Source organism: Oceanisphaera sp. IT1-181, from assembly GCF_033807535.1.
In the GTDB taxonomy this organism is placed as follows: Bacteria; Pseudomonadota; Gammaproteobacteria; order Enterobacterales; family Aeromonadaceae; genus Oceanimonas.
Genome location: NZ_CP136856.1, coordinates 3039293 through 3062978, shown reverse-complemented (window position 1 = coordinate 3062978; position 23686 = coordinate 3039293). Strand labels below are relative to the sequence as shown.

The following is a 23686-nucleotide window of genomic DNA, read 5'->3' as shown; positions in this document are numbered from 1 at the left end:
AGGTATTATGAGTAAACGCTGGGCATCACTCTTGGCTGAATGGTATTCAAATGACACATATGGTCGCAGTTAAGCGCATAAATTTAGTTTTTTGCTACTAATCAGTCCTCTGGGGCGCACAAATGAATGAATTGCTATTTTAACCACTAGGCTAGGATAATGCGCCTTGTCAGGCTAGGGCACTTTGCGTGCTCAGACTCGTGTTTGATAGTGGCAGGTCAGGGAAGTTAGCTTACGCCAATGGCGTATTGCAAGGATGGGTATGAAATTTACAAACCAGCTTATTACTACCATTAGCTTATTTATGTTGACGGCAGTGGTCATTGTGTTGATTGGCGCCGGCATCAGTTTTTATCAGGTGGGTGCTTTGTATCAGCAGCGCCAAGTCGACACTGTATTACGACTGGTTGACGAGGGCTGGCAGCCAGGCGCAAAGCCCGAAGTGATTGACGTCTGGCTGCCAAAAATACTGGAAGTGGGCGGTATTATCGACTTTACCGTGCTGCGTGATGATATCCCTGTCTATCATTATGCCCGCGTTGATGCGGCGGCCACGGCCGGTGATGTGTTTACCATGGAATATGTAGCGCCGCTGAAAGCGGAAGCTAATTTATCTGCGCGTGTGGTGCTGCGGCCGCCTTTTTATAATATCGATCATTCTTTTATCGATCTCGCGGGTATTTTAAGTGCCATAGGCTTGGTGTTTGTGGGCTCGTTATTGATGTTGCGCTGGTTTCGCCGCCAGCTTCGTGGCTTAGAATTATTAGATTTACGTGGCAAATACATACTGCAAGATCAATTGAATTCATTAGTGCATGACACGCATCTTGAGTGGCCTCATCAAGCCAGCCAAGCACTTGATAAATTATTACTGGATCTTAACAATGCCAGTAAAGAGCGCAGTCGATTTGACTCTTTTATTCGCGCAAATGTGTTTGTTGATAAAAGAATTGGCATTGGTAACCGGGTCTTTTTTGATAACCGGCTAGAAGCGGCGCTCAATGATTCGACTGACCATGGTGGCGCGCTCTTATTAGTGGAGATTCAAGATTTAGAACAAATTAATTATCATTTTGGCTATGAACGTGGCGATGAAATACTCACGGCTGCGGCTATTTATATGGGCCATTTTGTGCGCGGTATATCCGGCGCCTTACAAGCGCGTTATACGGGCACTACCTTTGCCTTGTTATTGCCCAATACCGTGGAAAGTGAGGCCCAAGAGGCGGCACGCCAAGTGATGAAATTATTACGTCGTCTCAACTGGCCAGATGAGATTACGGATCCGGCCATTTATATCGGTGGGGTCTGTTTTCAATTTGGAGAGCCGATTTTGCAAGTATGCGCAGAAGCTGAGCTGGCACTACGCAGTGCAGAGCTGCAGGGCGGCGACGGCTACTTTATGTATTACAAAGGCGTCACCGAAGAAAACATGGGCAAGGGCACGGTGCGTTGGCGTACTTTGCTAAGCCGAGTATTAGCCCAAGAAAAAATTCAGCTCGACCGCCAAGGTATTTATCAGGCGCCTGATCAAGCGCCTATTATGTATGAATTGCTGGCACGCATTCAGGATGAGCAAGGTCGTGAGTTATCGGCGAGACAGTTTTTTCCGATGGCGGAAAAATGTGGGCTGCTCCAAGAGTTGGACCGCAATATTATCTCTCAAGCGCTAGCGCACTTACCCGATACTGAGCTGGGTGTTATTTTGGCGGTTAACCTGTCGGCGACTAGCTTGTTACACCGCAAGTATTATAACTGGCTGATATTTGAATTACTGCAATATCCTAAGTCACAACTGAATAAGCTAGTGATTGATTTATCTGAAGCACAAGTGAGTCGCCATTTTCAAGCGCTGGTGAAACCGCTGCGCGCCCTAAAAGCATTAGGTTGCCAGTTGGCGGTGGATCATGCGGGCCAAGATGTAGTGAGTACCCAGTATATATCTGATTATCATTTGGATTATCTTAAACTGCATCCCAGCTTAGTACATGACATTAATACCAAACCCCTTAACCAAATGGCGGTCAGCAGCCTCATTGGTAATTGTGCGGGCAGTAACACTAAGGTGATCGCCATGGGCGTAGAAACCAAAGCCGAATGGCAGTGTTTATCCCAACTGGGCGTGTATGGGGGCCAAGGCTACTTTTTTGCCTATCCTGAGTCAGCCACTGCTAAAGATAGGACCGTTACTCAGAAGCCTTCAGCGACTAATAAGCTCTCAGCCAAGAGCAAGCTTACTGCGAGTAGATAATCGCTGGCCGTAACGTCACGGCTACGGCTTACGGCTTAAGGCACTGCGTGTGCCTTGGAGTCCACCGGTGTGTAAAAACACCAGTTGGCTATGGGCGGGATAGTAACCGGCGGCAATATCACGAAATAGCCCCAATATGGCTTTGCCGCTGTAAATGGGCTCCAGTGGTAGCGCCAGTTGCTCGCTCAACAGTGCTATTGCGGCTCGATCTTCAATCGAGCTTTTGGCGTAGCCGCCGCCGTGGTGATCTAGCCGCAACTGCCAGCCGTTATCTTGTGCCGCTGCTGGGTATAGCGCACAGACTTCTTCTTTAAGCCAAGACGCCCCTTTTAATACTGCATAGCCTGTAAGCTGGCTGGCTGCGGGGCGCGTCGAGATTAACCCGGCTAGGGTGCCGCCACTGGCGACCGGTAAGATCAAGTGGTCGATAGTGCTAGGTAACGGCCACGCAGAGGATGATCTGAATTGCGCTGCTAGTTCCGACCACAGTTCGGCCACGCCCGGTAGTGCCCCTGCGCAGCTGCCTCCTTCAGGTATGAGGTAATAACCCGGATACCGCGCGCTTAGCTCTGCGAGCCAACGGGAGTCTTGGCGCAGGCGATATTGTTGGCGGTCGACAAATTCCAAGCTCATGCCCCAGCGGCGGGCATCCGTTAACGTGGGATTATGCTGGCTGCTGGCTTCGCCGCGCACGATGGCAAGCGTTGGTAGCGCCAGTTGTTGACCAATGGCGGCCAGCGCATGTAAATGATTGGAGTAAGCCCCCCCAAAGCTAAGCAGCCCTGTGGCTTGGCTTTCAATGGCATGGCGTAAGGGATATTTTAGCTTTCGCCATTTATTGCCAGAAATAGTGGCGTGCAACAGGTCATCACGTTTCACCCAGAGTTTGATTTGGTGTTGGCTGAGTAAGGGGTGCACTAACGGCTGCAAAGGTGAAGGGGTAGCAGGTGAGTACAACTGCTGCCAAGAGCTGAGAGAAGCCACAAAATTAAAATTAAAAAGAATGAGAGCCTAAGTTTAGGGAACTTATTGGTTTATTGAAACTCATACCCGCTCCGGTGCGTATTTAGCCATGCATGTTCCTTGCCAGTGATAGGCTGCATTGATAAAGTTAGCCGCACTTTCACGCTTTCTTAATCCAAGGTCCCCTTCAGCATATGTTTAAAAAGCTAAGTGGCATGTTTTCCAACGATCTCTCGATTGATTTGGGCACGGCCAACACTCTCATCTACGTTAAAGACCAAGGTATTGTTCTTAACGAGCCCTCCGTTGTGGCGCTTCGTCAAGATAAATCGGGCCAAAAGCAAAACGTTGCCGCCGTGGGTCATGCAGCTAAGCAAATGTTGGGTCGAACCCCTGGAAATATAGCGGCGATTCGGCCGATGAAAGACGGTGTGATTGCCGACTTTTATGTGACCGAAAAAATGCTCCAGCACTTTATTAAACAAGTGCATGACAATAATTTTTTCCGCCCCAGCCCTCGAGTACTGATTTGTGTGCCCTGCGGTTCTACGCAAGTGGAACGCCGTGCCATCAAAGAGTCCGCCTTGGGCGCGGGCGCGCGTGAAGTGTATTTGATTGATGAGCCCATGGCTGCGGCCATCGGTGCCGGCTTACCGGTGTCTGAAGCGACCGGATCCATGGTGGTTGATATTGGTGGTGGTACCACAGAAGTGGCCATTATCTCGCTGAATGGCGTGGTTTATTCCCAATCAGTACGCGTGGGTGGCGACCGCTTCGATGAAGCCATTATTAACTATGTGCGTCGTAACTACGGATCCTTGATCGGTGAAGCCACGGCTGAGCGCATTAAGCATGAAGTGGGCTCCGCCTATCCCGGTGACGAAGTACTGGAAATTGAAGTGCGCGGTCGTAACTTGGCCGAGGGTGTGCCACGCAGTTTCACACTTAACTCCAATGAAATTTTAGAAGCGCTGCAAGAGCCGCTGACCGGCATCGTCAGTGCCGTTATGATGGCCCTCGAACAGTCGCCGCCTGAGCTAGCGTCCGATATCGCAGAGCGCGGCATGGTATTAACCGGCGGTGGTGCGTTGTTGCGCGATATAGACCGGTTATTAATGGAAGAAACCGGCATTCCGGTAGTTGTGGCTGATGATCCGCTTACCTGCGTGGCGCGCGGCGGCGGTAAGGCGTTAGAGATGCTTGATATGCACGGTGGAGACTTGTTCCATTACGATTAATCATCAGGCCGAGCTGCTCGGCCTATCTCTAACGCCATGAAGTTTGCACCATGAAACCTATTTTTGGTCGAGGCCCCTCACTCCCTATCCGCTTAGCGCTAGCCGTGGTGGCCTCCTTGTTGCTGATTATTGCCGATGGCCGTTATCAAAGCTTCACCAGCGCCAAACTGTACCTCAATACCTTAGTGAGTCCGCTGCAATACCTCGCCAATAGCCCGCGTTGGATGCTGGACTCCGCCTCCAATCAGTTGATGACCAATCAAACCCTGCTTGCCCAGTCGAAACGGCAGGAAAATGAGCTGTTCTTATTACGTGATGATTTATTACTTTTGAGCCATTTGGAGCAAGAGAATAAACGGCTGCGTGATTTATTGGGCTCACCGGTGCGCAGAGATACGCGGCGTATGGTGGCCGAAATCTTGGCGGTGGATACGGATCCCTTTTCCCATCAAGTGGTGATCGATAAAGGCACCCTAGTGGGCGTATTTGAAGGTCAGCCGGTGCTAAATGAGCAAGGCGTGGTGGGGCAGGTGATTTCGGTGGGTAAAAATACCAGCCGAGTGTTGCTGATCACGGATACCAGTCACGGTATTCCTGTGCGCGTGGCCCGTAACGACCTTAGGGCCATTGCCAGCGGCAGTGGTCAGCTAGACCGCTTATTGCTGCACAACATTACCCGCAATACGGATATCAGAGAAGGCGACGTGCTGCTGAGCTCAGGGCTCGCGGGGCGGTTTCCTGAAGGTTATCCGGTGGGGCGCGTACATCGGGTGGGCTATGAAGAGGGGCAGCCGTTTGCCGATATTCGAGTACAGCCCTTTGCGGCCCTAGATAGGGTACGTTATTTGTTGCTGTTGTGGCCCGAGCCAAAGCTGAGCGAGTCCGATGAGGAGTTGGCCGATGCAGACGCTGAACTCAGCACTGAGTCCAGCACTGAACCCAAGACTGATGCTAAGAGCCAAAGCTCGTCAGCCACGGCTGAGCAGGTATCCGAATGAGAAGTTTTTCCTTAAAAAGTCGAGCAATTATAGCGGGCAGCTTATTGCTGGCGCTGATTTTATCCGTGTTACCGTTACCGGATTTAATCATGCCGTTTCGCCCCGACTGGTTGCTACTGGCCTTGATTTACTGGTCGATTGCGCTGCCCCATAGGGCTAACGTAGGCACGGCATTTTGTGTCGGTTTGTTGCATGACTTACTGCTCGGCTCTGTGTTGGGCGTACATGCCTTGGCCTTGGTGATCCCCGTTTATTTAGCGGCGTCGCAATTTCAGCGCATGCGCAACTATTCGGTGTGGCAACAGGCGTTTTTGGTGGCCGCCTTGGCTATTTTAAATAAGCTGCTGATTTTTTGGGCCGCCTATATGAATCGCGATATACAGCTGGATTACCATTATTTTTGGTCCATCGTCAGCAGCATGGTGTTTTGGCCTTGGGTGTTTTTGCTACTGCGCAACGTACGCCGCCGCTTCGCCATCACTTAGGTCGATGTGATGCGTGAGGCGTTAGGGGAGAGGAGAGCGCCCCTGCATGAAGATTCAAGGTCTACGTCTCACAATATGCTGTATTTAACGTCTCGCACTTCATACCTTACCCTTCACGGAATTTTCAATGTCCCCACAGCTTTACCTTGCTTCAGGCTCACCGCGCCGACGTGAATTACTCGTGCAGTTAGGCGTGACCTTTGACGTATTGCGGCCCGACGTTGCAGAACAGCAACAACCTAATGAAGATGCGACCCTTTATGTGCAGCGTTTAGCTCGCGATAAGGCGCGCGCCGGTGCCGCACTGGCTGTGCCTGAAGACCGCCCTGTGCTGGCCGGCGATACCATAGTGGTGCTGGATGGAAGCGTGTTGGAAAAACCCCGTGATCAAGCTGATGGCATGGACATGTTGCGCCGTTTATCGGGTCGCAGCCATCTGGTGTTAACCGCCATGGCGTTGCTCGCGAATGCTAAGCTCAGCGAAGTGTTAGTCTCGACACAAGTGACTTTTAGAGTCTTAACCGAAGCGGATATTGAAGGTTATTGGCACAGCGGTGAGCCGATTGATAAAGCGGGCGGTTATGGTATTCAAGGCGCAGGCGGCAGTTTTGTGGTGCACATTAATGGCAGCTACAGCTCGGTGGTGGGCTTGCCCTTAGTAGAAACCCGCAGCCTGTTGCAAGCGGCGGGGCTTTTAGCTGTTTGACTCCTTATCTCGGCGCCAATCTATGTTAGTTTAAGCCTATTCACTTTTTCTATGGACGGTATCCATGTCGGCAGAACTCATTATTAATGTGACGCCTGCAGAAACCCGAGTTGCGCTGGTCGAAAACGGGATTTTGCAGGAAGTGCATGTGGAGCGCCAAGCGCGCCGTGGTATCGTCGGCAATATTTACAAAGGCAAAGTCAGCCGAGTGTTACCCGGCATGCAGGCGGCCTTTGTTGATATTGGCGGGGAACGTGCCGCCTTTTTGCATGCCTCCGATATAGTGCCGCACACCGAGTGCGTAGCAACCAAAGAGCAGGCGCATTTTCAGGTCGGCAATATTGCAGAGCTGGTACGTCAAGGCCAAGACATAGTGGTGCAAGTGGTCAAAGATCCGCTCGGTACTAAGGGCGCGCGCCTCACCACCGACATTACCTTGCCCTCGCGCTACTTGGTGTTTATGCCGGGCAGCGCTTATGTGGGCGTATCGCAGCGTATCGACTCAGAGCAAGAGCGCGAACGACTGAAAGCCATCGTCGGTGCCTATGTGGATGAGCAGGGCGGCTACATTATTCGCACCGCCGCAGAAGGCGTGGGCGCGGCGGAGCTGGCCCAAGATGCGGCCTTCTTAAAGCGCCTATGGCGTAAGATCCAAGAGCGCCGCGGTACCTACTCGTCGTGCTCCATGATGTATGAAGACTTAGGCCTGAGCTGTCGCATAGTGCGGGATTTTGTCGGCGCCGAGCTGGACCGTATTCGGGTGGACTCGCGCAGCACCTGTGAAGTGTTGCGCGGTTTTGTGGATGAGTTTGTGCCTGAACTCTCCGGCAAAATTGAGTACTACCAAGGTGAGTCGCCCATTTTCGACTTATATGATGTGGAGAACGAAATTCAGCGCGCGCTAAATCGCAAAGTTGAGTTGAAATCTGGCGGCTATTTGATCATCGATCAAACCGAGGCCATGACCACGGTCGATATTAATACCGGCGCCTTTGTTGGCCATCGTAATCTCGAAGAAACTATCTTCAATACCAATACCGAAGCCACCCAAGCCATTGCTCGCCAGTTACGACTGCGCAACCTTGGTGGCATCATCATCATCGACTTTATCGATATGTACGACCAAGACCATAAGCGCCGTGTGTTACTCAGCCTGGAGCTGGCACTGGCAAAAGACAGAGCTAAAACCAACGTCAATGGCTTCTCCCAGTTGGGCCTGGTGGAAATGACGCGCAAGCGCACCCGAGAAAGCCTAGAGCATATTTTATGTGGGGCTTGCCCAGAGTGTAATGGCCGCGCACGGGTGAAAACCGTAGAAAGTGTCTGCTATGAAATCTTGCGTGAAATTACGCGCGTGAATAAAGCCTATGACGCAGACAAGTTTGTGGTATATGCGGCGTTGGCGGTGGCGTCAGCCTTGCAAGAGGATGACTCCCATATGTTGGCCGAGCTGGAAGTGTTTATCGGTAAGCAAGTAAAGGTCAATAGCGAGCCTTTGTATAACCAAGAGCAATTTGATGTGGTGATGATGTAGTGTCGGTCGTGTTCAAGCGCAGCTTAAATTGGGCTTGGCTCAGTGTGGCCGCCGTCGCGGTGCTGTTGGCAGTGCTGGTCACGGTGCTGCGCTTTGGCGCGCCTTGGTTGGCCAGTTGGCAACAGCAATGGCTAGACGGCTGGCTCAGTGAGCATCACATCGAATTGCAGATCGGCAGTTTAGGCTTAAGCTGGCACGATTATGGGCCAGTCTTGGCGCTTAAAGAAGTGAGCCTGAGCCGCGCGGATGCGCCTACCATCACCTTGCGCCGTGCGCTGGTGGATGTGCAGTTATGGCAGAGCCTGCGCCAATGGCGGCCGGTGCTCAATGAGCTAACGCTGGAAGGATTAAGGCTGCCCATAGCGCTGGACGACGCTGATCCAGATACACCAGAAGTCCCCTTCGACTGGCAAGGATTACGCCATTTTGTGCTGGAAGGCGTCGAGCAATTTTCGTTGCAAGATGCCCAGCTACTGCTGAGCAATGGCGAGCAATCACTGTTTGAGCTGCATCTGCCCGATTGGCGCTGGCACAACGGCCCCGGCCAACATCAAGGCCAAGGCTCTTTGGCCTTTAGTAAGCAGGCCGAGCAACAACTGCAAGTACGCAGTCAGTTTAGCGGCAAGCCCAACAGCCTAAATGGCCAGCTGTATATACAAGCCGACGGCGTGAATGCCTCGGATATGCTGGCACAAATTCGCCCAGACGACCCTGCATTAAGCGCTGAACTCAACTTTGAACTCTGGCTGGAATGGCAGCAAGGTGAGCTTATCGCCGGCATTTTTGAGCTAGGCGAAAACCGCTTTGGCTGGGGCGAGCAGCATCAAGTATCCATCAAAGGCGGCCGCCTACAATGGCAACCCACCGGTGACGGCTGGCAGTTGGCCAGTAATAAGGTCGACATTAGCGTTGATGATGAAGTGTGGCCCAGCTGGCACTTGCAGGTAGACCGCCAAGCCGACCGGCTGCAAGGCATCTTAGATAGACTGACCTTTACCGACGTGGCGTTATTGGCCGAGTGGGGGGAAAGCTTTTTGCCCAAGACTGCCGAGCAACTGGCGGGTATAGCGCCGCGCGGCCAATTAACTGATCTGTATTTTAGCGCCGAGCACAGCGGCAAAGATTGGTACTGGCAAGGCAATCTTGACCGCGTTAGCACCCAAGCTTTTGGCTGGGCACCGGCCACTCAAGGCCTCAGTGGGTACTTTGTGCTGGCGCCAGACCGAGGCGAGCTGAGCGTGCAACAACAGCAGGCCGCCGATTGGGTGTTTGATAAGGCCTTTCGTGGCCCTTGGCCGCTAGAGCGAGTGGACGCCGAGATCAAATGGCAGCAGCAAGCATCTAATAACTGGTTGTTGTGGAGCGAGCAATTAGGCGTAGACACCCAAGATTTGACCTTAGAAGGCTGGTTTAGCCTCTTGCTCCCCGACGATTCTGCACCGCTACTCAGTGCCTCGGCGCGGGTAGATGTGTTGCGCGCGGGGCAAGCTTATCGTTATTTTCCTGAACCTTTAATGGGCGCGGCACTAGTGGATTACCTGCAGGGTGCCATTAAAGCTGGGCAGGCCAAGGGGGCAGAAGTACTTTGGTACGGTCGCTTAAACGGCTTCCCTTATAAGGATCAGAGTGGCATTTTTCAGGCACGGGTGCCGCTGCGTAAAGCCGAATTTCGCTTCGATCCCCACTGGTTGCCGTTAACGGACTTAAGTCTGGATCTGTTATTTGAAAATGACGGCCTCTACATGAAAGGTAACCACGGCCGCTTAGGTAAGGTGAAGGCCACCAGTATTACCGCCGATATAGTACCGCTACATGAAGACTCCACGCTGGTGTTGAACGCCAAAATCAACGGCGAAGGCGGGGCTGTGAGTGATTACTTACAAAGCTCGCCGCTGGCCTCTTCGGTAGGCGTGACCCTGGAGCAAGTGCAAGTCAGCGGCCCCTTAAATGCCGAGTTAGCACTGAATATCCCCTTAAGCGGCGATACTGTTGGCGTGAAAGGGCAAGTGGACTTTGCCGATAATGGGGTGCGGGTTAAGCCGCTGGACATGCCGTTAACCGGGGTAAGCGGTCGCTTACTGTTTGATGAGCACGACACCGCATTCAATGACTTAAAAGCGCAGTGGCTCGGCCAGCCTTTGCAGTTGTCTTATCAAGGTAAAGACACAGACGGCGGCTATGAAGTAGAGCTGGGTATCAAAGGAAAAATGCAGCCAGAAAAACTGCAGCATTTGCATCCAGCGGTGAAACGATTACGCGGTAGCACAGATTGGCGCGGCCAGTTAGAACTGAGCTTGCCAGACCAGGGCCCGCTGCACTATGTGTTTAGTGCCGACTCCACCTTAGCGGGCTTGAACAGCCGTTTACCCGCCCCTTTTAATAAAGCCGCTCAGCCGTCGCTTGCCAGCAAGCTCAGCCTGAACGGCGATGTGGATCAAGCCACATTAACGCTGCAAGTGGGCGAGCAGATCCGTGCGCAGTCGCAACTGGCCTTTACATCGCAAGGTCCCAGTGTTGAGCAATTATGGCTGTCGGCAGGCAAAGGTGTGAATGCTACCTTACCCAGAGCGCCGCTTGATATTGCGCTGCGCGTGCCTGAATTGGCGCTCGATGAGTGGTTGGCGCTGCTCAGTGAATTGCCTACCGACGAGCTTATTGCTAACCGTAGCGGGCCGGCGAGCGCTGCGTCTGGCATCCGTTGGCCACAGCCCTATCGGGTGGCGGTGCAAGCCAGTCGCGCGCAATTATGGCAACAACGGTTGCATCAGCTGAACTTGCAGCTCACGCCCGACAAAAACGGCCAGTCTCAATTAGCCATTAATGCCGAGCAGGCAGAGGGTACTGTTGTTTTCGGTGGCAGAGCCCCGATTCAAGCGCACTTTAAACGGCTCTGGTTGGGACCAGAAGGGCTGGGACAAGAACAGCAGCGAAATGCATCGAGCACCGCCGCTGCTAATAAACCCAGTTCCGACATCAAGCTCACGCCTGCCGAAGTGCCGGCCGTTAATTTTCAATGTGACGATTGTCGTTGGCAGCAGCTGGCGTTAGGTAAGGTGGCGTTTAGTTTGCAACCCTTAGCCAATGAAAACGGCGTGCAATTAAGCCAGCTCAGTCTGGATGGCCCTTTATTGCAGGCTCAAGCCAGCGGCCAATGGGTACAGCAAAAAAGCGTGGATCTCAGCCGTTTAGAATGGCACAGCTCAAGCCCTTCCTTAGAACGGTTATGGCAAGCATTCGGTAAAGAATCCCCATTTAGCGAAACTTCGGCTCAGCTGGGTGGTAAATTGCGCTGGTTAAGCGCACCTTGGCAGCCTGAGCTGGCCAGCATGAATGGTGAGTTGGCGGTAAAAACCGGATCCGGCGTATTGCGAGAGCTGAACGATAAAGGCGCAGGCTTGTTGTCGGTGCTCAGCCTAGAATCGGTGATGCGTCGACTGCGACTGGACTTTAGAGACGTATTTGCCCAAGGGTTTTATTTCGATGGCATCAGCGCCAGTGGTCAGCTGCAGGAGGGCGTGTTGCATAATAAAGACTTGTTACTTAAAGGTGCCGCCGGTGACTTACGCGGTCAAGGTGAGCTAAATTTTGCCACTGAACAACTTAATTATAATATGGAGCTGACGCCTAATTTAACCGGCAACTTACCGGTATTAGCCGCCTTTGCTGTTGCCCCCGTCGCAGGCCTGTATGCCTTGGCGCTGTCTAAAGTATTAGGGCCTGTGGTAGATGTGTTTACGCGGGTCCGTTATCAGGTAACCGGCTCCCTTAGCGATCCGATAGTGACGGAGCAGGGGCGAGATAAAAAACGTATCAAGGTGGCAGAATAAGGGCAGTGAGGGGAGAGGCGTGAAGAGTGAAGGGTTAAAAAAGTGAAGCGCTAAAGAGCGCGTAGTACTTTTAGTGATGGCTCAACTTGCAAACGCGAGTCTTTCGCCTTACTCCTCACACCTCACGCCTCACTCTTCACTCCTCACACAAAAAAGGAGCAGCTTATGGAATTAGTGGCCCTACAAATGACGGCGACCGACCATTGGCCGACCAATCAGGCGACCATTAGTCGCTTATTAGCGCAGCTGCCGAGTCAGCGGCCATTATTGGTGTTGCTGCCTGAAAATGCGGTGGTGTTCGGCTGTCGTGAGGCGGTACTTAATAACGCAGAAACCTTAAATGAGGGCCCTATTCAAGCGCAGTTTAGCCAATGGGCGCAAGACTACGGCATTTGGCTAGTGGTGGGCTCAATGCCGACCCGCATCGCAGACAACGCACGCTTTCATGCCAGCTGCTTGGTTTATAACGAGCAAGGCTTGCAGGTGAGCCATTACCATAAACTGCATTTATTTGATGTAGAGGTAGCGGATGCGCAGGGCAGTTATCGAGAATCCGATACTTTTGCCCCTGGTGATGAACTCAGCCTCATTGACAGTCCGTTCGGGCGTTTAGGCTTGTCTATCTGTTATGATTTGCGCTTTCCACAATTGTACAGCGCGCTTCGTGAACGCGGCGCCGAAATTTTATTAGTCCCAGCGGCTTTTACTCGGGTGACGGGCCAAGCCCATTGGCTGCCTTTATTACAGGCCCGGGCCATCGAAAATCAATGTTACGTGGTTGCGGCAGGCCTTTATGGCGAAACTGGAACGCGGCAAACCTGGGGGCATTCGGTGATTATCGACCCCTGGGGCGAGATTAAAGCTTGTTTGCCTACGGGCGAAGGGCTGGTTTTTTCACCTGTAGACTCAACACAATTAGCAGCGATTCGTCGTCAAATGCCGGTGGCACAACATGCCCGCTTAAGCGTGGTTTGGAGAAAGTAATGAGTATTGAACAAATTAACCGCAGCATATTAGTGCCCAATGAACTGGATATGGCGCTGCTGGATGCACAATTAGCGCGACTGAGCCGCCATCAAATTGATTTTGCCGATTTGTATTTTCAAAACAGCGTGCACGAGTCTTGGGTACTAGAAGACGGTATCGTAAAAGACGGCAGCTACAACATAGAACAAGGCGTGGGCGTGCGCGCCGTGAGCGGCGAGAAGACGGGCTTTGCTTATTCCGATGAGCTGACTGCCAGCGCGCTGGATCAAGCAGTGAGTGCGGCGCGCGGCATCGCCGAAAAAGGCGGTGATGGCCGTTTTAAAGTGGGCAAGAGCCAGATTATTACCCCGCGCTACATGGGTGTTAATCCGCTCGATAGCTTGAGCCGTGAACAAAAAATTGAATTGCTACAACAGATGGACGCCTTTGGTCGCAGCTTAGACTCCGCAGTAAGCCAAGTGATTGTCTCTATCTCTGGCGTCTATGAAGAAATATTAGTATTGGCTACCGATGGTACCTTGGCCACCGACTTGCGCCCCTTAGTGCGCTTAAATTGCTCGGTATTGGTGGAGCGCAATGGCCGCCGTGAACGTGGTGGCAGTGGCGGCGGCGGTCGTACCGGTTATGAATATTTCTTAGATATCGTCGACGGCCAACCCAGAGCCATGAGCTATGTGAAAGAAGCGGTGCGCCAAGCCCTAGTAAATCTAGAAGCCATCGATGCCCCCGCCGGCACTATGCCAGTGGTATTAGGTGCCGGTTGGCCCGGCGTATTACTGCATGAAGCGGTCGGCCACGGTTTAGAAGGCGACTTTAACCGTAAAGGCTCGTCAGCCTATGCAGGGCGTATCGGTGAAAAGGTAGCATCTAGCTTGTGCACCATAGTGGACGATGGCACGCTAGCGGATCGTCGCGGCTCGATTTCCGTCGATGATGAAGGCACGCCTGGCGCTTATAACGTGCTGATAGAAAACGGCATTCTCAAAGGCTATATGCAAGACAAGCTGAACGCGCGCTTAATGGGCATGGCGCCCACCGGTAACGGCCGTCGTGAGTCTTATGCACATTTACCTATGCCTCGCATGACCAACACCTATATGTTGGCAGGCGAGTCTTCACCGGAAGACATTATCAAGAGCGTGAAAAAAGGTATTTATGCGCCTAATTTTGGTGGTGGGCAGGTGGACATTACCTCGGGCCGGTTTGTGTTCTCGGCCTCTGAAGCCTACTTAATTGAAAACGGCAAAATCACCGCACCTATAAAAGGCGCCACCTTAATCGGCAATGGCCCAGAAGCCATGAGTCAGGTGTCTATGGTGGGTAATGATTTAGCGCTGGATGCCGGCGTGGGCGTGTGCGGCAAAGAAGGCCAAAGCGTACCGGTCGGCGTCGGCCAACCAACCTTGAAGCTAGATCAGCTCACCGTGGGTGGGACGCAGTAACTGCAGCGCCGAGCGCCCAGCACCAAGCTAAAGATAAACAGAGTCTTTTGGAGTCTTGCGCTTTAGCTGCAAGTTCTGCGAAGCAGAATAGTTTTTAAGGTCAGGGCTATGCGCCTAGCATCAAACGTAAAAAAAGGCACCGTATCATTAGATAGGGTGCCTTTTTAATGGGCTGGTAAATTGCCAAAAACAACACCGCCGTCCTAGGGCTGCGGTGTTTTTTTTGTTGGCTGGGCGCTGGTTTATTCTTCTTCTTTAATATTCGTTTTCAAATACTGGAACAGTTCGCGAAAAGCTGCAGGCGGCAGGCCGGCGGCCATCTCTTTACGGCCGTTGCGGGCCAGCTGGCGCAGTTTTTGGCGGTCTAGCTGGCGATACTCGGACATGATGGCATTCACGCCTTTGTCGCCTTCTTTGATCAAACGGTCACGCCACAGCTCCAGTTTATGGAATTTAACGTTCGCCACCGTGGTCTTGTGCTCAAAGCCGGCCAAGGCTTTTTGAATATCTGTCACATCGCGCAAGCGCAGTAGTTTACCCAGATAAGACATATGGCGGCGTAAGCCTTCGTGCTTACCGTGCAGCTTATGAGCGAGCTCTACGGCTTCTGCCAAGTCTTCATCGAGCGGCACCTTGGCCAACTCATGAGGCTCTAATTTGACCAGCGTGTCACCAAGCTTGCGCAAAGCTAGGCTGTCTCGCTTCATTTCACTCTTACTGACCCATTCGATTTCTTCTTCTTTCTCTGGGGCATCGTCTTTGCGGCGCATAGGCTTTTCCGTATTAATGAACATTGACATATATATTACCAGCTTCTCCCAAGGCGCGCAGGGGTCTGTTATGCTAACTGCAAACTGAGCCAGTGAAATCATTATGACCCCAGCAGATATTCAAACAGAACAGCGCCAGCTTGAGCTGGCGGTAGAGCAAGCGCTTGCCAGTGCTAAGCGCTTAGGCGCCGATACCGCCGAGGTGTCGATCAGCAGGCAAACCGGTTTATCGGTGAATACCCGTAACGGTGAATTAGAAAATATTGAATTCAATAAAGACGGGGCACTGGGCATCGCCGTGTACCGTGATGGCCGTAAAGGCTCGGCGTCTACTTCTGATTTACGCCCAGACGCCATTGCGCGCACCGTGGCCGCCGCCCTTGATATTTCCCGCTATACCAACCCAGATCCTTACTCTGGCTTAGCGCCTGCAGACGATCTTGCTTGGGATGCGCCTGAGTTAGAGCTGTGCTTTCCTGAGCAATTAGAACCCGCCGATGGCATTGCCTTGGCATTGCGCTGCGAGCAACATGCGCTGAATCGCGACCCGCGTATTAAGCAGTCCGACGGCGCCAGCTTCTCTAGCAATGTGGGCATTAAGGTCTACGGCAACAGCCATGGCTTTATTAAAGGTTATGCCGGCAGTCGCTTTGGCATCAGTTGCATGCTGATTGGCGAGCAAGATGGCGATATGCAGCGTGAATACGGTTATACCTCGGCGCGCAGCCTTGGCGATCTCTGGACGCCAGAGCAGGTAGCAGACGAAGCCGTGAGCCGTACCTTAGGCCGTTTGGGTGCTCGAAAAATCGGCACTACTCGGGCTCCGGTATTGTTTCACCCAGACGTCGCCGCCAGCCTGTTTGGCCATTTGGTGATGGGTATTAGCGGTGGCAACTTGTATCGAGAGTCGTCTTTCTTACTCGACTCACTGGGCGAGCAAATCTTCCCGGACTGGTTTGATATTCACGAACAGCCCCATTTACATAAAGGCTTAGCCAGCTCGCCGTTTGATAACGAAGGCGTGCGCACCGTTGAGCGTCGCATTATCGAGCAAGGTAAACTGCAAACCTATCTGTTGACCAGCTATTCGGCGCGCAAGCTAGACATGGCGTTGACTGGGCATGCAGGTGGCATCCATAACTGGAACGTAGCCAACACCGGCCAAAGCTTTGAGCAGCTATTAAAGATGATGGGCACCGGCTTACTGGTTACCGAGATGATGGGCCAAGGCGTGAATATCGTCACCGGCGATTACTCACGGGGTGCGGCAGGTTTTTGGGTTGAAAACGGCGAAATCGCCTATCCGGTGGAAGAGATCACCATCGCCGGTAACCTCAAAGACATGTATCAAGGCATTCAAGCCATTGGCACCGACACCGAACTGCGCTCCAGCCTGCTGACGGGCTCTGTGCTGATCAATGAAATGAAGATTGGTGGGCAGTAGTATAGCGTCGGGCACCAAGCGCTCAGCACCAAGCTAAAAACAAAAGCCCCGCATCGGAAGATGCGGGGCTTTTGTTTGTGTGAAAATAACAAAGATAAAATCGAGATCCTGACGTACGTCAGGAAGACGGCATCAAGATAAACTCCGTTCTTTGTTCAGCTCGGCGCTATCTCTTATTCCGCTTCATTAAAGCGTGCTGCCACTAGCTCGGCCACGGCTTCCATGGCGGCGGCGGCGTCTTTACCTTCGGCGACCACGCGAATGGCGTGACCTTGAGCGGTCTCTAGCATTAACAACCCCATCACGCTGTTGGCGGGGGCGCGCTTGCCTTGGCTGCAGACGGTGACGGTGACGGTGGCAGCAAATTGTTCGGTGACTTGTACTAACTGTACGGCGGCTCTGGCATGTAAGCCGAGCTTGTTGACAATTTTTAAGTCGCGCTCAATTTTTTGCATGCTGTTTTTCCAGCGACCGGTGGCGTAATTGTACGCTTTTGCCCATCTTTTTGAATGACGCAGCGAGTTGCTCGACTAAATAGACGGATCTGTGTTTGCCGCCAGTACAGCCAATGGCGACGGTGACGTAGCTGCGGTTATTGCGCTCTAAATGCGGCATCCAAGTCACCAGCAGGTTTTCAATTTGCCACAGGTATTTAGTGACTTCGAGCTGGCTGTTTAAATAAGTGGCCACCGGCTCATCGCGGCCGTTAAAGGGCCTGAGCTCGTCTATCCAATGAGGGTTAGGTAAGAAGCGGGCGTCGAATACGAAGTCTGCATCTTGAGAAATACCAAACTTGTAGCCAAACGACTCAAATACCCAGTTTAGTTCGCGCTCTTTTTTACCCAAGATACGGGCGCGAATAATTTCACTTAAGTCATGAATGCTTAAGTCTGAGGTATCGATGCGCAAGTCCGCTTCCGACGACAAAGGTGACAGCAGATGGGTTTCTTCGCGGATTGCTTCATCCAGCGTCAAACTCAAGCGCGACAAGGGGTGTAAGCGGCGGGTATCACCGAAGCGGCGAATGAGCGCGGCGTTATCGGCATCAATAAAAATGCTCGATAAGCTCACGCCTTCCATGGCGCGCACCTCATTCAAGCACTCATCCATTTTCTCGGGGCTGTCGGGGAGGTTGCGCACATCTATGCTGACAGCGACTTCACCTGGCTTATCGAGGCGCATCTTAACGAGGCTCGGTAGCAGCTCTACGGGCAGGTTATCAACGCAGTAATAGCCTAAATCTTCGAGCACCCGCAAGGCCACGGTTTTGCCCGAACCAGAACGACCACTGACGATCACCAGCTGCATTGTATGCTCCTTAAGAAGAAATCATAATTTGATAAAGCTCGTCATCGCTGCTGGCTTGACGTAATTGCTTACAAATCTGTTTGTCACTGAGCTTTTCGGCAATCAATGACAGGGTTTTGAGGTGTTGTTTGCACTCTTGCTCAGGGACCAGCAAGGCAAAAACCAGGCTAACCGGCTGGTTATCGATGGCATCAAACTCTACCGGCTCGGCAAAGGTAAGCAGCACGGCCGTGGCTTGATTGTCATTGCTAATGCGGCCATGAGGAATGGCAATACCGTTACCTATACCCGTACTGCCCATTTTTTCCCGTGCCAAAAGGCAGTCAAACAATTGTTGACTGCTGATGTTGAGGTGTTGGGCTGCGAGTTCACTGATAATTTCCAGCGCCCGTTTTTTGCTTGTGCAGGGGATGGCACTACGCGTGCAATCTCTGCTTAATATATCGGCGACTTCCATAGTTATTTTTGCTTTAGCTTCTCTTTGTGTTTAATAACTTGGCGATCGAGTTTGTCAAACAAACCGTCGATGGCAGCGTACATGTCATCTTGCTGACAAGTGGCAAAAATTTCACCTCCACTCAGATTAATTTTGGCTTCGGCAATTTGCTGCAGTTTTTCCAACGTCAGTACCACGTGCACTATGGTGATATTATCGAAATGACGTTCCAGCTTGGCGAATTTGCTGTGCACATAGTCACGTAATGAGTCTGTGATATTTACATGGTGGCCAGTCAGATTTATTTGCATAAAGTCTTCCTTATTGGTTCACCTTACAACAGGCGTTTGCGCTGATTGGAAGGGGGGATGGCCAACGACTCACGATACTTGGCTATGGTCCGTCTGGCCACCTGTATCCCCTGTTCGGCTAATAATTGCGCGATTTTACTGTCGCTCAATGGCTTAACCGGATTTTCTGCCCCGACTAATTTCTTAATAAAGGCACGAATCGCCGTAGAAGAGCATTCTCCGCCACTTTCGGTGGCCACATGGCTAGAGAAAAAATATTTTAACTCAAACACACCCTTGGGCGAATGCAGAAATTTTTGAGTAGTGACGCGGGAAATAGTCGATTCGTGCATCTCAACCACTTCCGCTACCTGATTGAGCACCATGGGTTTCATGGCCTCGGCTCCGTACTCAAAGAATGCCTGTTGTTGGTCGACAATACAATTAGCAACCTTGAGCAAGGTCTCATTTCTGCTTTCTAAACTTTTGATAAACCACTTAGCATCTTGGGTATGTTGGCGAATAAACTGGCCATCGCTGCCTTGCTTGCTCTGCCCCATGGCCGCATAGGTTTGATTTAACCGCACCTTGGGCAGCGCCTCCATATTAAGCTCAGCTTTCCACACCCCTTGCTGCTTGGTGACCACTACATCGGGAATGACATACTCAGAGTTGTGTTGCAGCAAGTTATTGCCAGGGCGAGGTTCAAGTTGCTGAATTAAGGCCAATACATCTCTGAGCTCATCTTCTTTAAGCTTGGTCAGGCGCTGCAGGGTGCGATAGTCGCGATTACCGAGCAAGTCCATGTGCTGCTCAATCAGCAGCTGTGCTTCAGTTAACCAAGGCGTTGCGGCGGGCAGGGCTTCCAGCTGAATACGCAAACACTCTTGTACGCTGCGTGCCGCCACGCCTAACGGATCAAAGTGCTGAATACGTTTCAGTACCGCCTCTATTTCGTCCGCTTCTATATGCTGCTCGCCACCGCTCACAGAGGCCAAAATGCCGTCTATATCTAAACTTAAATAACCGGCCTCATCGATGGCATCGATAATGGCCAAGGCGATGGCTTGGTCGGTTTCGCTAAAGGGCGTGAGCTGCATCTGCCACAGCAGATAATCTTGCAGCGTCTCGGTGGTTTCGCCTTGATAGACGGTGTCTTCCACGCCAGCGGGCAAGCCGCCGGTGCCACTGGTACCCGCCGAGGCGGTATAAATATCATCCCACTGAGTGTCCATGGGCATCTCGTCAGACAAGGTATGCTGTTCCATGGCTTTGTCGGTGGCCAGTTGCTCGTCTGGGCTGCTGGGCAGCGGATCGAGTTCAGCGTCGTCATACTCGTGCTCTTCGGCTTCTTCTTGCTCGAGCAGGGGATTATTTTCTAGCGCCAATTGAATTTCTTGCTGCAGCTCCAGCGTCGACAGCTGCAAGAGGCGAATGGCCTGTTGCAGCTGCGGCGTCATGGTCAGCTGCTGGCCCATACGTAATTGAAGCGTTGGCTTTAACAAAGAAAAATTCCTCCCAAAAGTCCTTCCATATCCATCAAAAGTCCTTTTATCTCAAGCGCACAGGAGGTTAGCTGCATCGCTATGATAGCGATTCACCTACAGGCGGAATAACCTTATCCTTAAAAACCATAGGTTTAATAAGTACAGGCTTAATAACCACAGACTTACATAACTTTAAAGCTTAATAACTACAGGCTGAATTGCTCACCCAAATAGACTTTCTTCACCTGCTCATTGGCCAGGATCTCGGCGGGGGTGCCCGCAGCAATGCGATGGCCGTGGCTGACGATATAGGCCCGCTCGCACACATCCAGTGTTTCGCGCACGTTATGATCGGTGATCAAGACGCCTAAGCCGCGATCCCGCAGGTGTAGGATAATTTTTTTGATATCTAACACCGAAATGGGATCGACGCCGGCAAAGGGCTCATCCAACAGAATAAAGCGTGGATCCGCGGCCAGAGCGCGCGCTATTTCGACCCGTCTGCGCTCACCACCCGACAAGCTCATGCCCATGCTGTCACGAATATGGGTGATATTAAATTCTTCGAGCAACTGCTCCATTTTTTCTTCACGCTCCACGGCGCTTAAATTTTTTCGTGTTTCGAGCACCGCCATAATATTATTGGCCACGCTTAAGCGGCGAAAAATAGACGCTTCTTGGGGCAAATAACCAATGCCGGCGCGGGCGCGCACGTGCATCGGCTGATGACTAATGTCTTGGTCATCGATAGTAATGCTGCCCGCATCACGCTGCACCAGGCCCACTATCATATAAAAGGAGGTGGTTTTGCCGGCGCCATTAGGGCCCAGTAAGCCGACGATTTGGCCGGTTTTGACTGTGAGACTAACATCAGCCACCACTTGGCGGCCTTTATAACTTTTTTGTAATCCGCGCGCTTTTAAGGTCGCCATGATCAGGGTTTAGCCTCTTTGTTATTCATATTCTGCAGCTGCTCGGGCAAGAAGATAGTTTTAACCCGCCCCGAGCTGCCTTGGCCTTCGGCTTCCATCTGTTCTTTATCGATGTAGTAGCGAATGCGATAACCGGTGACTATGTTGTCATTTTGCTTAAGCTCGGCATCTTTGAGCAGCGTAATAGTGCGGGTTCTAATGTCGTAGGTGATCTGCTTGGCTTTGGCTTGCACCGGCTGACCGCTGTCCAATACCTGATAATAAGTGGCGGGTGAGCCGTAGGCGGTCATGGTTTGTAAGCCCTTGTCGTTACGGGTGACCACCAGCTTGCTGGCACGCACATCGAGCGTGCCTTGTTTCACGACCACATTATCGGTAAAGGTCACTTTATTTGAGGCCAGCTCTACCAGTTGGCTGCCTGAGTCTATGGTGACTGGCTCTTTATAATCAGATTCTTTCGCGTTAGCCACATTGATGCCCAGCGCTAATAGGCCAACTAGGCTAAGGAGTCGTGTAGGTTGCCTGAGTATCATGCAGTAGTTCCACCGTTTGTTGATCAATCTGTCCCAGTAACCCAAGGCCTGTAGCCTGATAATTGGGGCTGCTCAGTGTTACCGCTCGATTAGAGCGTAGCTGATTATTCGTAAAATCCAGTTCCAGATATTCGGTATTCAGGGTCTTGATCACCGCATCCGGCTGTAGACCTTTGCCCACCACGCCGCCATTTAAGATGGCATTGTCATTGGTGTTGATCATGCCCTCGTCACCACTGAGCTGCCATTGGGGCTTACCATCAGGGGAATAGAGCAAGATAACAGGTTTTTCCATTAGGGTCATGGTCAGCGGTTCGTAGTGCTCCGCATAGTCGGCAGTTAAGCCACGATAGGGCAAGCCCAGTTGATTGTATTGCACACTTTGTAGATTTTTAGCAATAAAATCAGGCTGATAGTCTTGTTGATTAGCGGGCTGGTCGCTCAGCGGCTTAAACCATTGCCAACAAATTAGCGCTAACACAAACAAGGCGCCAAAGACGATCGTTTGGCGGCTCATACGCTCATGCCTTGGGCAAGATGCAAAATGCCGCGCGCTTCTAGCATGAGGTCGCACAGTTCACGCACGCAGCCGCGGCCACCGGCCAGTTGCGTCACATAATCTGCGCGCTGGCGCACTAAAGGGTGGGCATCACTGACCGCAACGCCTAAGCCACATAATTCCATCACCGCTAAGTCGACTACGTCGTCGCCAATGTAGGCCACTTGCTCAGCGTTAAGGTTTAAGTCTTTGAGCAAGGCGTTAAAGCTAAGGCGTTTATCACTTTGGCCTTGATAGACATGCTTAACGCCAAGGGCAGCCATGCGATCCGCGACGATGCGTGAGTCGCGACCGGTAATAATGGCCACTTCTATGCCCGCATTGATCAGCGCTTTCATGCCAAAACCGTCTTTGGTATTAAAGGTTTTAAATTCTTCGCCTTGATTGCCTAAATAAATCAGGCCATCGGACAGCACGCCGTCCACATCGCAAATCAGTAACTGGATTTGGCTTAAGCGCTGCCAAACGCTGCTGGGTATGGGGCCATAAAGGGCAGATTGTTCCATTAGATCACTCCTGCCAGTAATAAGTCATGCATATTAAAGGCGCCTATGGGGTGTTGCTCGTCATCGAGCACCAAGAGGCCGCTAATTTTCTTTTCTTCCATTAATTGTACTGCTTCTGCGGCCAACATATTGGCGTGCACTGTGGTGCACTTAGCACTCATCACCTGATCGATAGTGGTGGTGTGTACGTCAATTTTTTGATCCAGCGTACGGCGCAAGTCGCCATCCGTATAGACACCGGCCAGCTTGTTCTGCTCATCGACCACGGCGGTAAAGCCCAAGCCGCTGCGACCTATCTCCAGCAGCGCATCTATGATCAGCGTGCTAAGGCCTACTTTAGGCACCAGATGTTCTTTATGCATTAAGTCGCTAACACGCAGCAGTAAGCGTTTACCTAAGGCGCCGCCCGGGTGACTGAGGGCAAAGTCGTTGGCGGTAAAACCGCGTGCTTCTAATAAAGAGACGGCCAGTGCGTCGCCCATCACCAAGGCCGCCGTGGTGCTGGCAGTGGGCGCTAAACCTAGTGGGCAGGCTTCTTGCTCGACTCTAGTGCATAAATGCACATTGGCTTCACGGGCCATGGTGGATTGGGTATTGCCGGTTAAACAAATCAGTGGAATGGCGCGGCGTTTGAGCACCGGCAGTAGCGAAATAATCTCACTGCTCTCGCCGGAGTTGGACAAGGCCAGCACCACATCTTGTTTGCCGATCATGCCCAGATCCCCATGACTGGCTTCACCCGGATGCATAAAAAACGCCGGCGTGCCGGTGCTAGCCAGGGTGGCAGCAATTTTATGGGCGATGTGGCCTGACTTGCCCATTCCGGTGACGATAATTTTACCTGGGCAGTCAAAGATCAATTGGCAGGCCTGAGTAAAGGTGTGATCTAAATATTGATAAAGGCCGTCTATGGCCGCCTTTTCAATATCCAGCACGCGTCGGGCAGTTTCTTGGTAGTCAAATTCAACAGTCATGGTGATCTCCAAACTT

General features: G+C 52.0%; 22 protein-coding genes. 10 read left to right on the top strand and 12 right to left on the bottom strand.

Annotated features, from left to right (window positions below):
* Positions 1-262: 262 nt before the first annotated feature.
* Entirely contained in the window at positions 263-2251 is a 1989-nt protein-coding gene (locus tag R0134_RS13590) for an EAL domain-containing protein (protein ID WP_319782489.1), read from the top strand.
* A 21-nt stretch (positions 2252-2272) separates the two neighbouring features.
* Here R0134_RS13590 and R0134_RS13585 read toward each other — a convergent pair whose 3' ends face one another.
* Positions 2273-3235, bottom strand: a complete 963-nt coding sequence (locus R0134_RS13585; protein WP_319782488.1) for a 1-aminocyclopropane-1-carboxylate deaminase/D-cysteine desulfhydrase — start codon at positions 3233-3235, stop codon at positions 2273-2275.
* A 173-nt stretch (positions 3236-3408) separates the two neighbouring features.
* Between R0134_RS13585 and R0134_RS13580 the strand changes: the two genes are divergently transcribed.
* The 8 genes from R0134_RS13580 (at position 3409) to tldD (ending at position 14431) form a co-directional block, all read left to right on the top strand.
* Positions 3409-4452: a rod shape-determining protein gene (locus tag R0134_RS13580; protein ID WP_319782487.1), complete on the top strand. Its 1044-nt coding sequence runs from the start codon at positions 3409-3411 to the stop codon at positions 4450-4452.
* A gap of 50 nt (positions 4453-4502) precedes the next feature.
* Positions 4503-5450, top strand: coding sequence for a rod shape-determining protein MreC (gene mreC, locus R0134_RS13575; RefSeq protein ID WP_319782486.1), 948 nt, complete (start codon positions 4503-4505; stop codon positions 5448-5450).
* A complete protein-coding gene (mreD, locus tag R0134_RS13570; protein WP_319782485.1) occupies positions 5447-5935 on the top strand; it encodes a rod shape-determining protein MreD in 489 nt (162 codons plus the stop codon). The genes mreC and mreD overlap by 4 nt, the downstream gene beginning before the upstream one ends.
* A 127-nt stretch (positions 5936-6062) precedes the next feature.
* On the top strand, positions 6063-6641 hold the full coding sequence (locus tag R0134_RS13565) for a nucleoside triphosphate pyrophosphatase (protein ID WP_319782484.1): 579 nt from the start codon (positions 6063-6065) through the stop codon (positions 6639-6641).
* A gap of 64 nt (positions 6642-6705) precedes the next feature.
* On the top strand, positions 6706-8175 hold the full coding sequence (gene rng, locus R0134_RS13560) for a ribonuclease G (protein ID WP_319782483.1): 1470 nt from the start codon (positions 6706-6708) through the stop codon (positions 8173-8175).
* A complete protein-coding gene (locus tag R0134_RS13555) occupies positions 8175-12002 on the top strand; it encodes a YhdP family protein (protein WP_319782482.1) in 3828 nt (1275 codons plus the stop codon). Before rng ends, R0134_RS13555 begins: the two co-directional genes overlap by 1 nt.
* Positions 12003-12167: 165 nt before the next feature.
* A complete protein-coding gene (locus R0134_RS13550; RefSeq protein WP_319782480.1) occupies positions 12168-12986 on the top strand; it encodes a carbon-nitrogen hydrolase family protein in 819 nt (272 codons plus the stop codon).
* Positions 12986-14431 carry a metalloprotease TldD gene (gene tldD, locus R0134_RS13545; RefSeq protein ID WP_319782478.1) on the top strand — a complete coding sequence of 482 codons (1446 nt, stop codon included), beginning with the start codon at positions 12986-12988 and terminating at the stop codon, positions 14429-14431. Before R0134_RS13550 ends, tldD begins: the two co-directional genes overlap by 1 nt.
* Positions 14432-14673: 242 nt before the next feature.
* Here the strand turns inward: tldD and yjgA are convergent, their stop codons facing one another.
* On the bottom strand, positions 14674-15231 hold the full coding sequence (gene yjgA, locus R0134_RS13540; RefSeq protein ID WP_319782476.1) for a ribosome biogenesis factor YjgA: 558 nt from the start codon (positions 15229-15231) through the stop codon (positions 14674-14676).
* Between the two features lie 73 nt (positions 15232-15304).
* Between yjgA and pmbA the strand changes: the two genes are divergently transcribed.
* On the top strand, positions 15305-16645 hold the full coding sequence (pmbA, locus tag R0134_RS13535; RefSeq protein ID WP_319782475.1) for a metalloprotease PmbA: 1341 nt from the start codon (positions 15305-15307) through the stop codon (positions 16643-16645).
* Between the two features lie 173 nt (positions 16646-16818).
* Here the strand turns inward: pmbA and R0134_RS13530 are convergent, their stop codons facing one another.
* The 10 genes from R0134_RS13530 to R0134_RS13485 all read right to left on the bottom strand — a co-directional run bounded on the left by R0134_RS13530 (position 16819) and on the right by R0134_RS13485 (position 23670).
* Positions 16819-17100 (bottom strand): HPr family phosphocarrier protein, encoded by a 282-nt coding sequence (locus tag R0134_RS13530; RefSeq protein ID WP_319782474.1) that lies wholly within the window; start codon positions 17098-17100, stop codon positions 16819-16821.
* On the bottom strand, positions 17087-17953 hold the full coding sequence (gene rapZ / locus R0134_RS13525; RefSeq protein ID WP_319782473.1) for an RNase adapter RapZ: 867 nt from the start codon (positions 17951-17953) through the stop codon (positions 17087-17089). Before rapZ ends, R0134_RS13530 begins: the two co-directional genes overlap by 14 nt.
* 10 nt (positions 17954-17963) lie before the next feature.
* Entirely contained in the window at positions 17964-18410 is a 447-nt protein-coding gene (gene ptsN / locus R0134_RS13520; RefSeq protein WP_087036756.1) for a PTS IIA-like nitrogen regulatory protein PtsN, read from the bottom strand.
* A 2-nt stretch (positions 18411-18412) separates the two neighbouring features.
* Positions 18413-18700 carry a ribosome hibernation promoting factor gene (hpf, locus tag R0134_RS13515; protein WP_319782472.1) on the bottom strand — a complete coding sequence of 96 codons (288 nt, stop codon included), beginning with the start codon at positions 18698-18700 and terminating at the stop codon, positions 18413-18415.
* Between the two features lie 23 nt (positions 18701-18723).
* Positions 18724-20157, bottom strand: a complete 1434-nt coding sequence (locus R0134_RS13510; protein ID WP_319784374.1) for an RNA polymerase factor sigma-54 — start codon at positions 20155-20157, stop codon at positions 18724-18726.
* A 215-nt stretch (positions 20158-20372) separates the two neighbouring features.
* Positions 20373-21098 carry an LPS export ABC transporter ATP-binding protein gene (gene lptB, locus R0134_RS13505; protein WP_319782471.1) on the bottom strand — a complete coding sequence of 242 codons (726 nt, stop codon included), beginning with the start codon at positions 21096-21098 and terminating at the stop codon, positions 20373-20375.
* Between the two features lie 2 nt (positions 21099-21100).
* Positions 21101-21631: a lipopolysaccharide transport periplasmic protein LptA gene (gene lptA, locus R0134_RS13500; RefSeq protein WP_319782470.1), complete on the bottom strand. Its 531-nt coding sequence runs from the start codon at positions 21629-21631 to the stop codon at positions 21101-21103.
* Positions 21600-22148 carry an LPS export ABC transporter periplasmic protein LptC gene (gene lptC, locus R0134_RS13495; protein WP_319782469.1) on the bottom strand — a complete coding sequence of 183 codons (549 nt, stop codon included), beginning with the start codon at positions 22146-22148 and terminating at the stop codon, positions 21600-21602. The genes lptA and lptC overlap by 32 nt, the downstream gene beginning before the upstream one ends.
* On the bottom strand, positions 22145-22696 hold the full coding sequence (kdsC, locus tag R0134_RS13490; RefSeq protein ID WP_319782468.1) for a 3-deoxy-manno-octulosonate-8-phosphatase KdsC: 552 nt from the start codon (positions 22694-22696) through the stop codon (positions 22145-22147). Before kdsC ends, lptC begins: the two co-directional genes overlap by 4 nt.
* A complete protein-coding gene (locus R0134_RS13485; RefSeq protein ID WP_319782466.1) occupies positions 22696-23670 on the bottom strand; it encodes a KpsF/GutQ family sugar-phosphate isomerase in 975 nt (324 codons plus the stop codon). The genes kdsC and R0134_RS13485 overlap by 1 nt, the downstream gene beginning before the upstream one ends.
* Between the last annotated feature and the right edge of the window lie 16 nt (positions 23671-23686).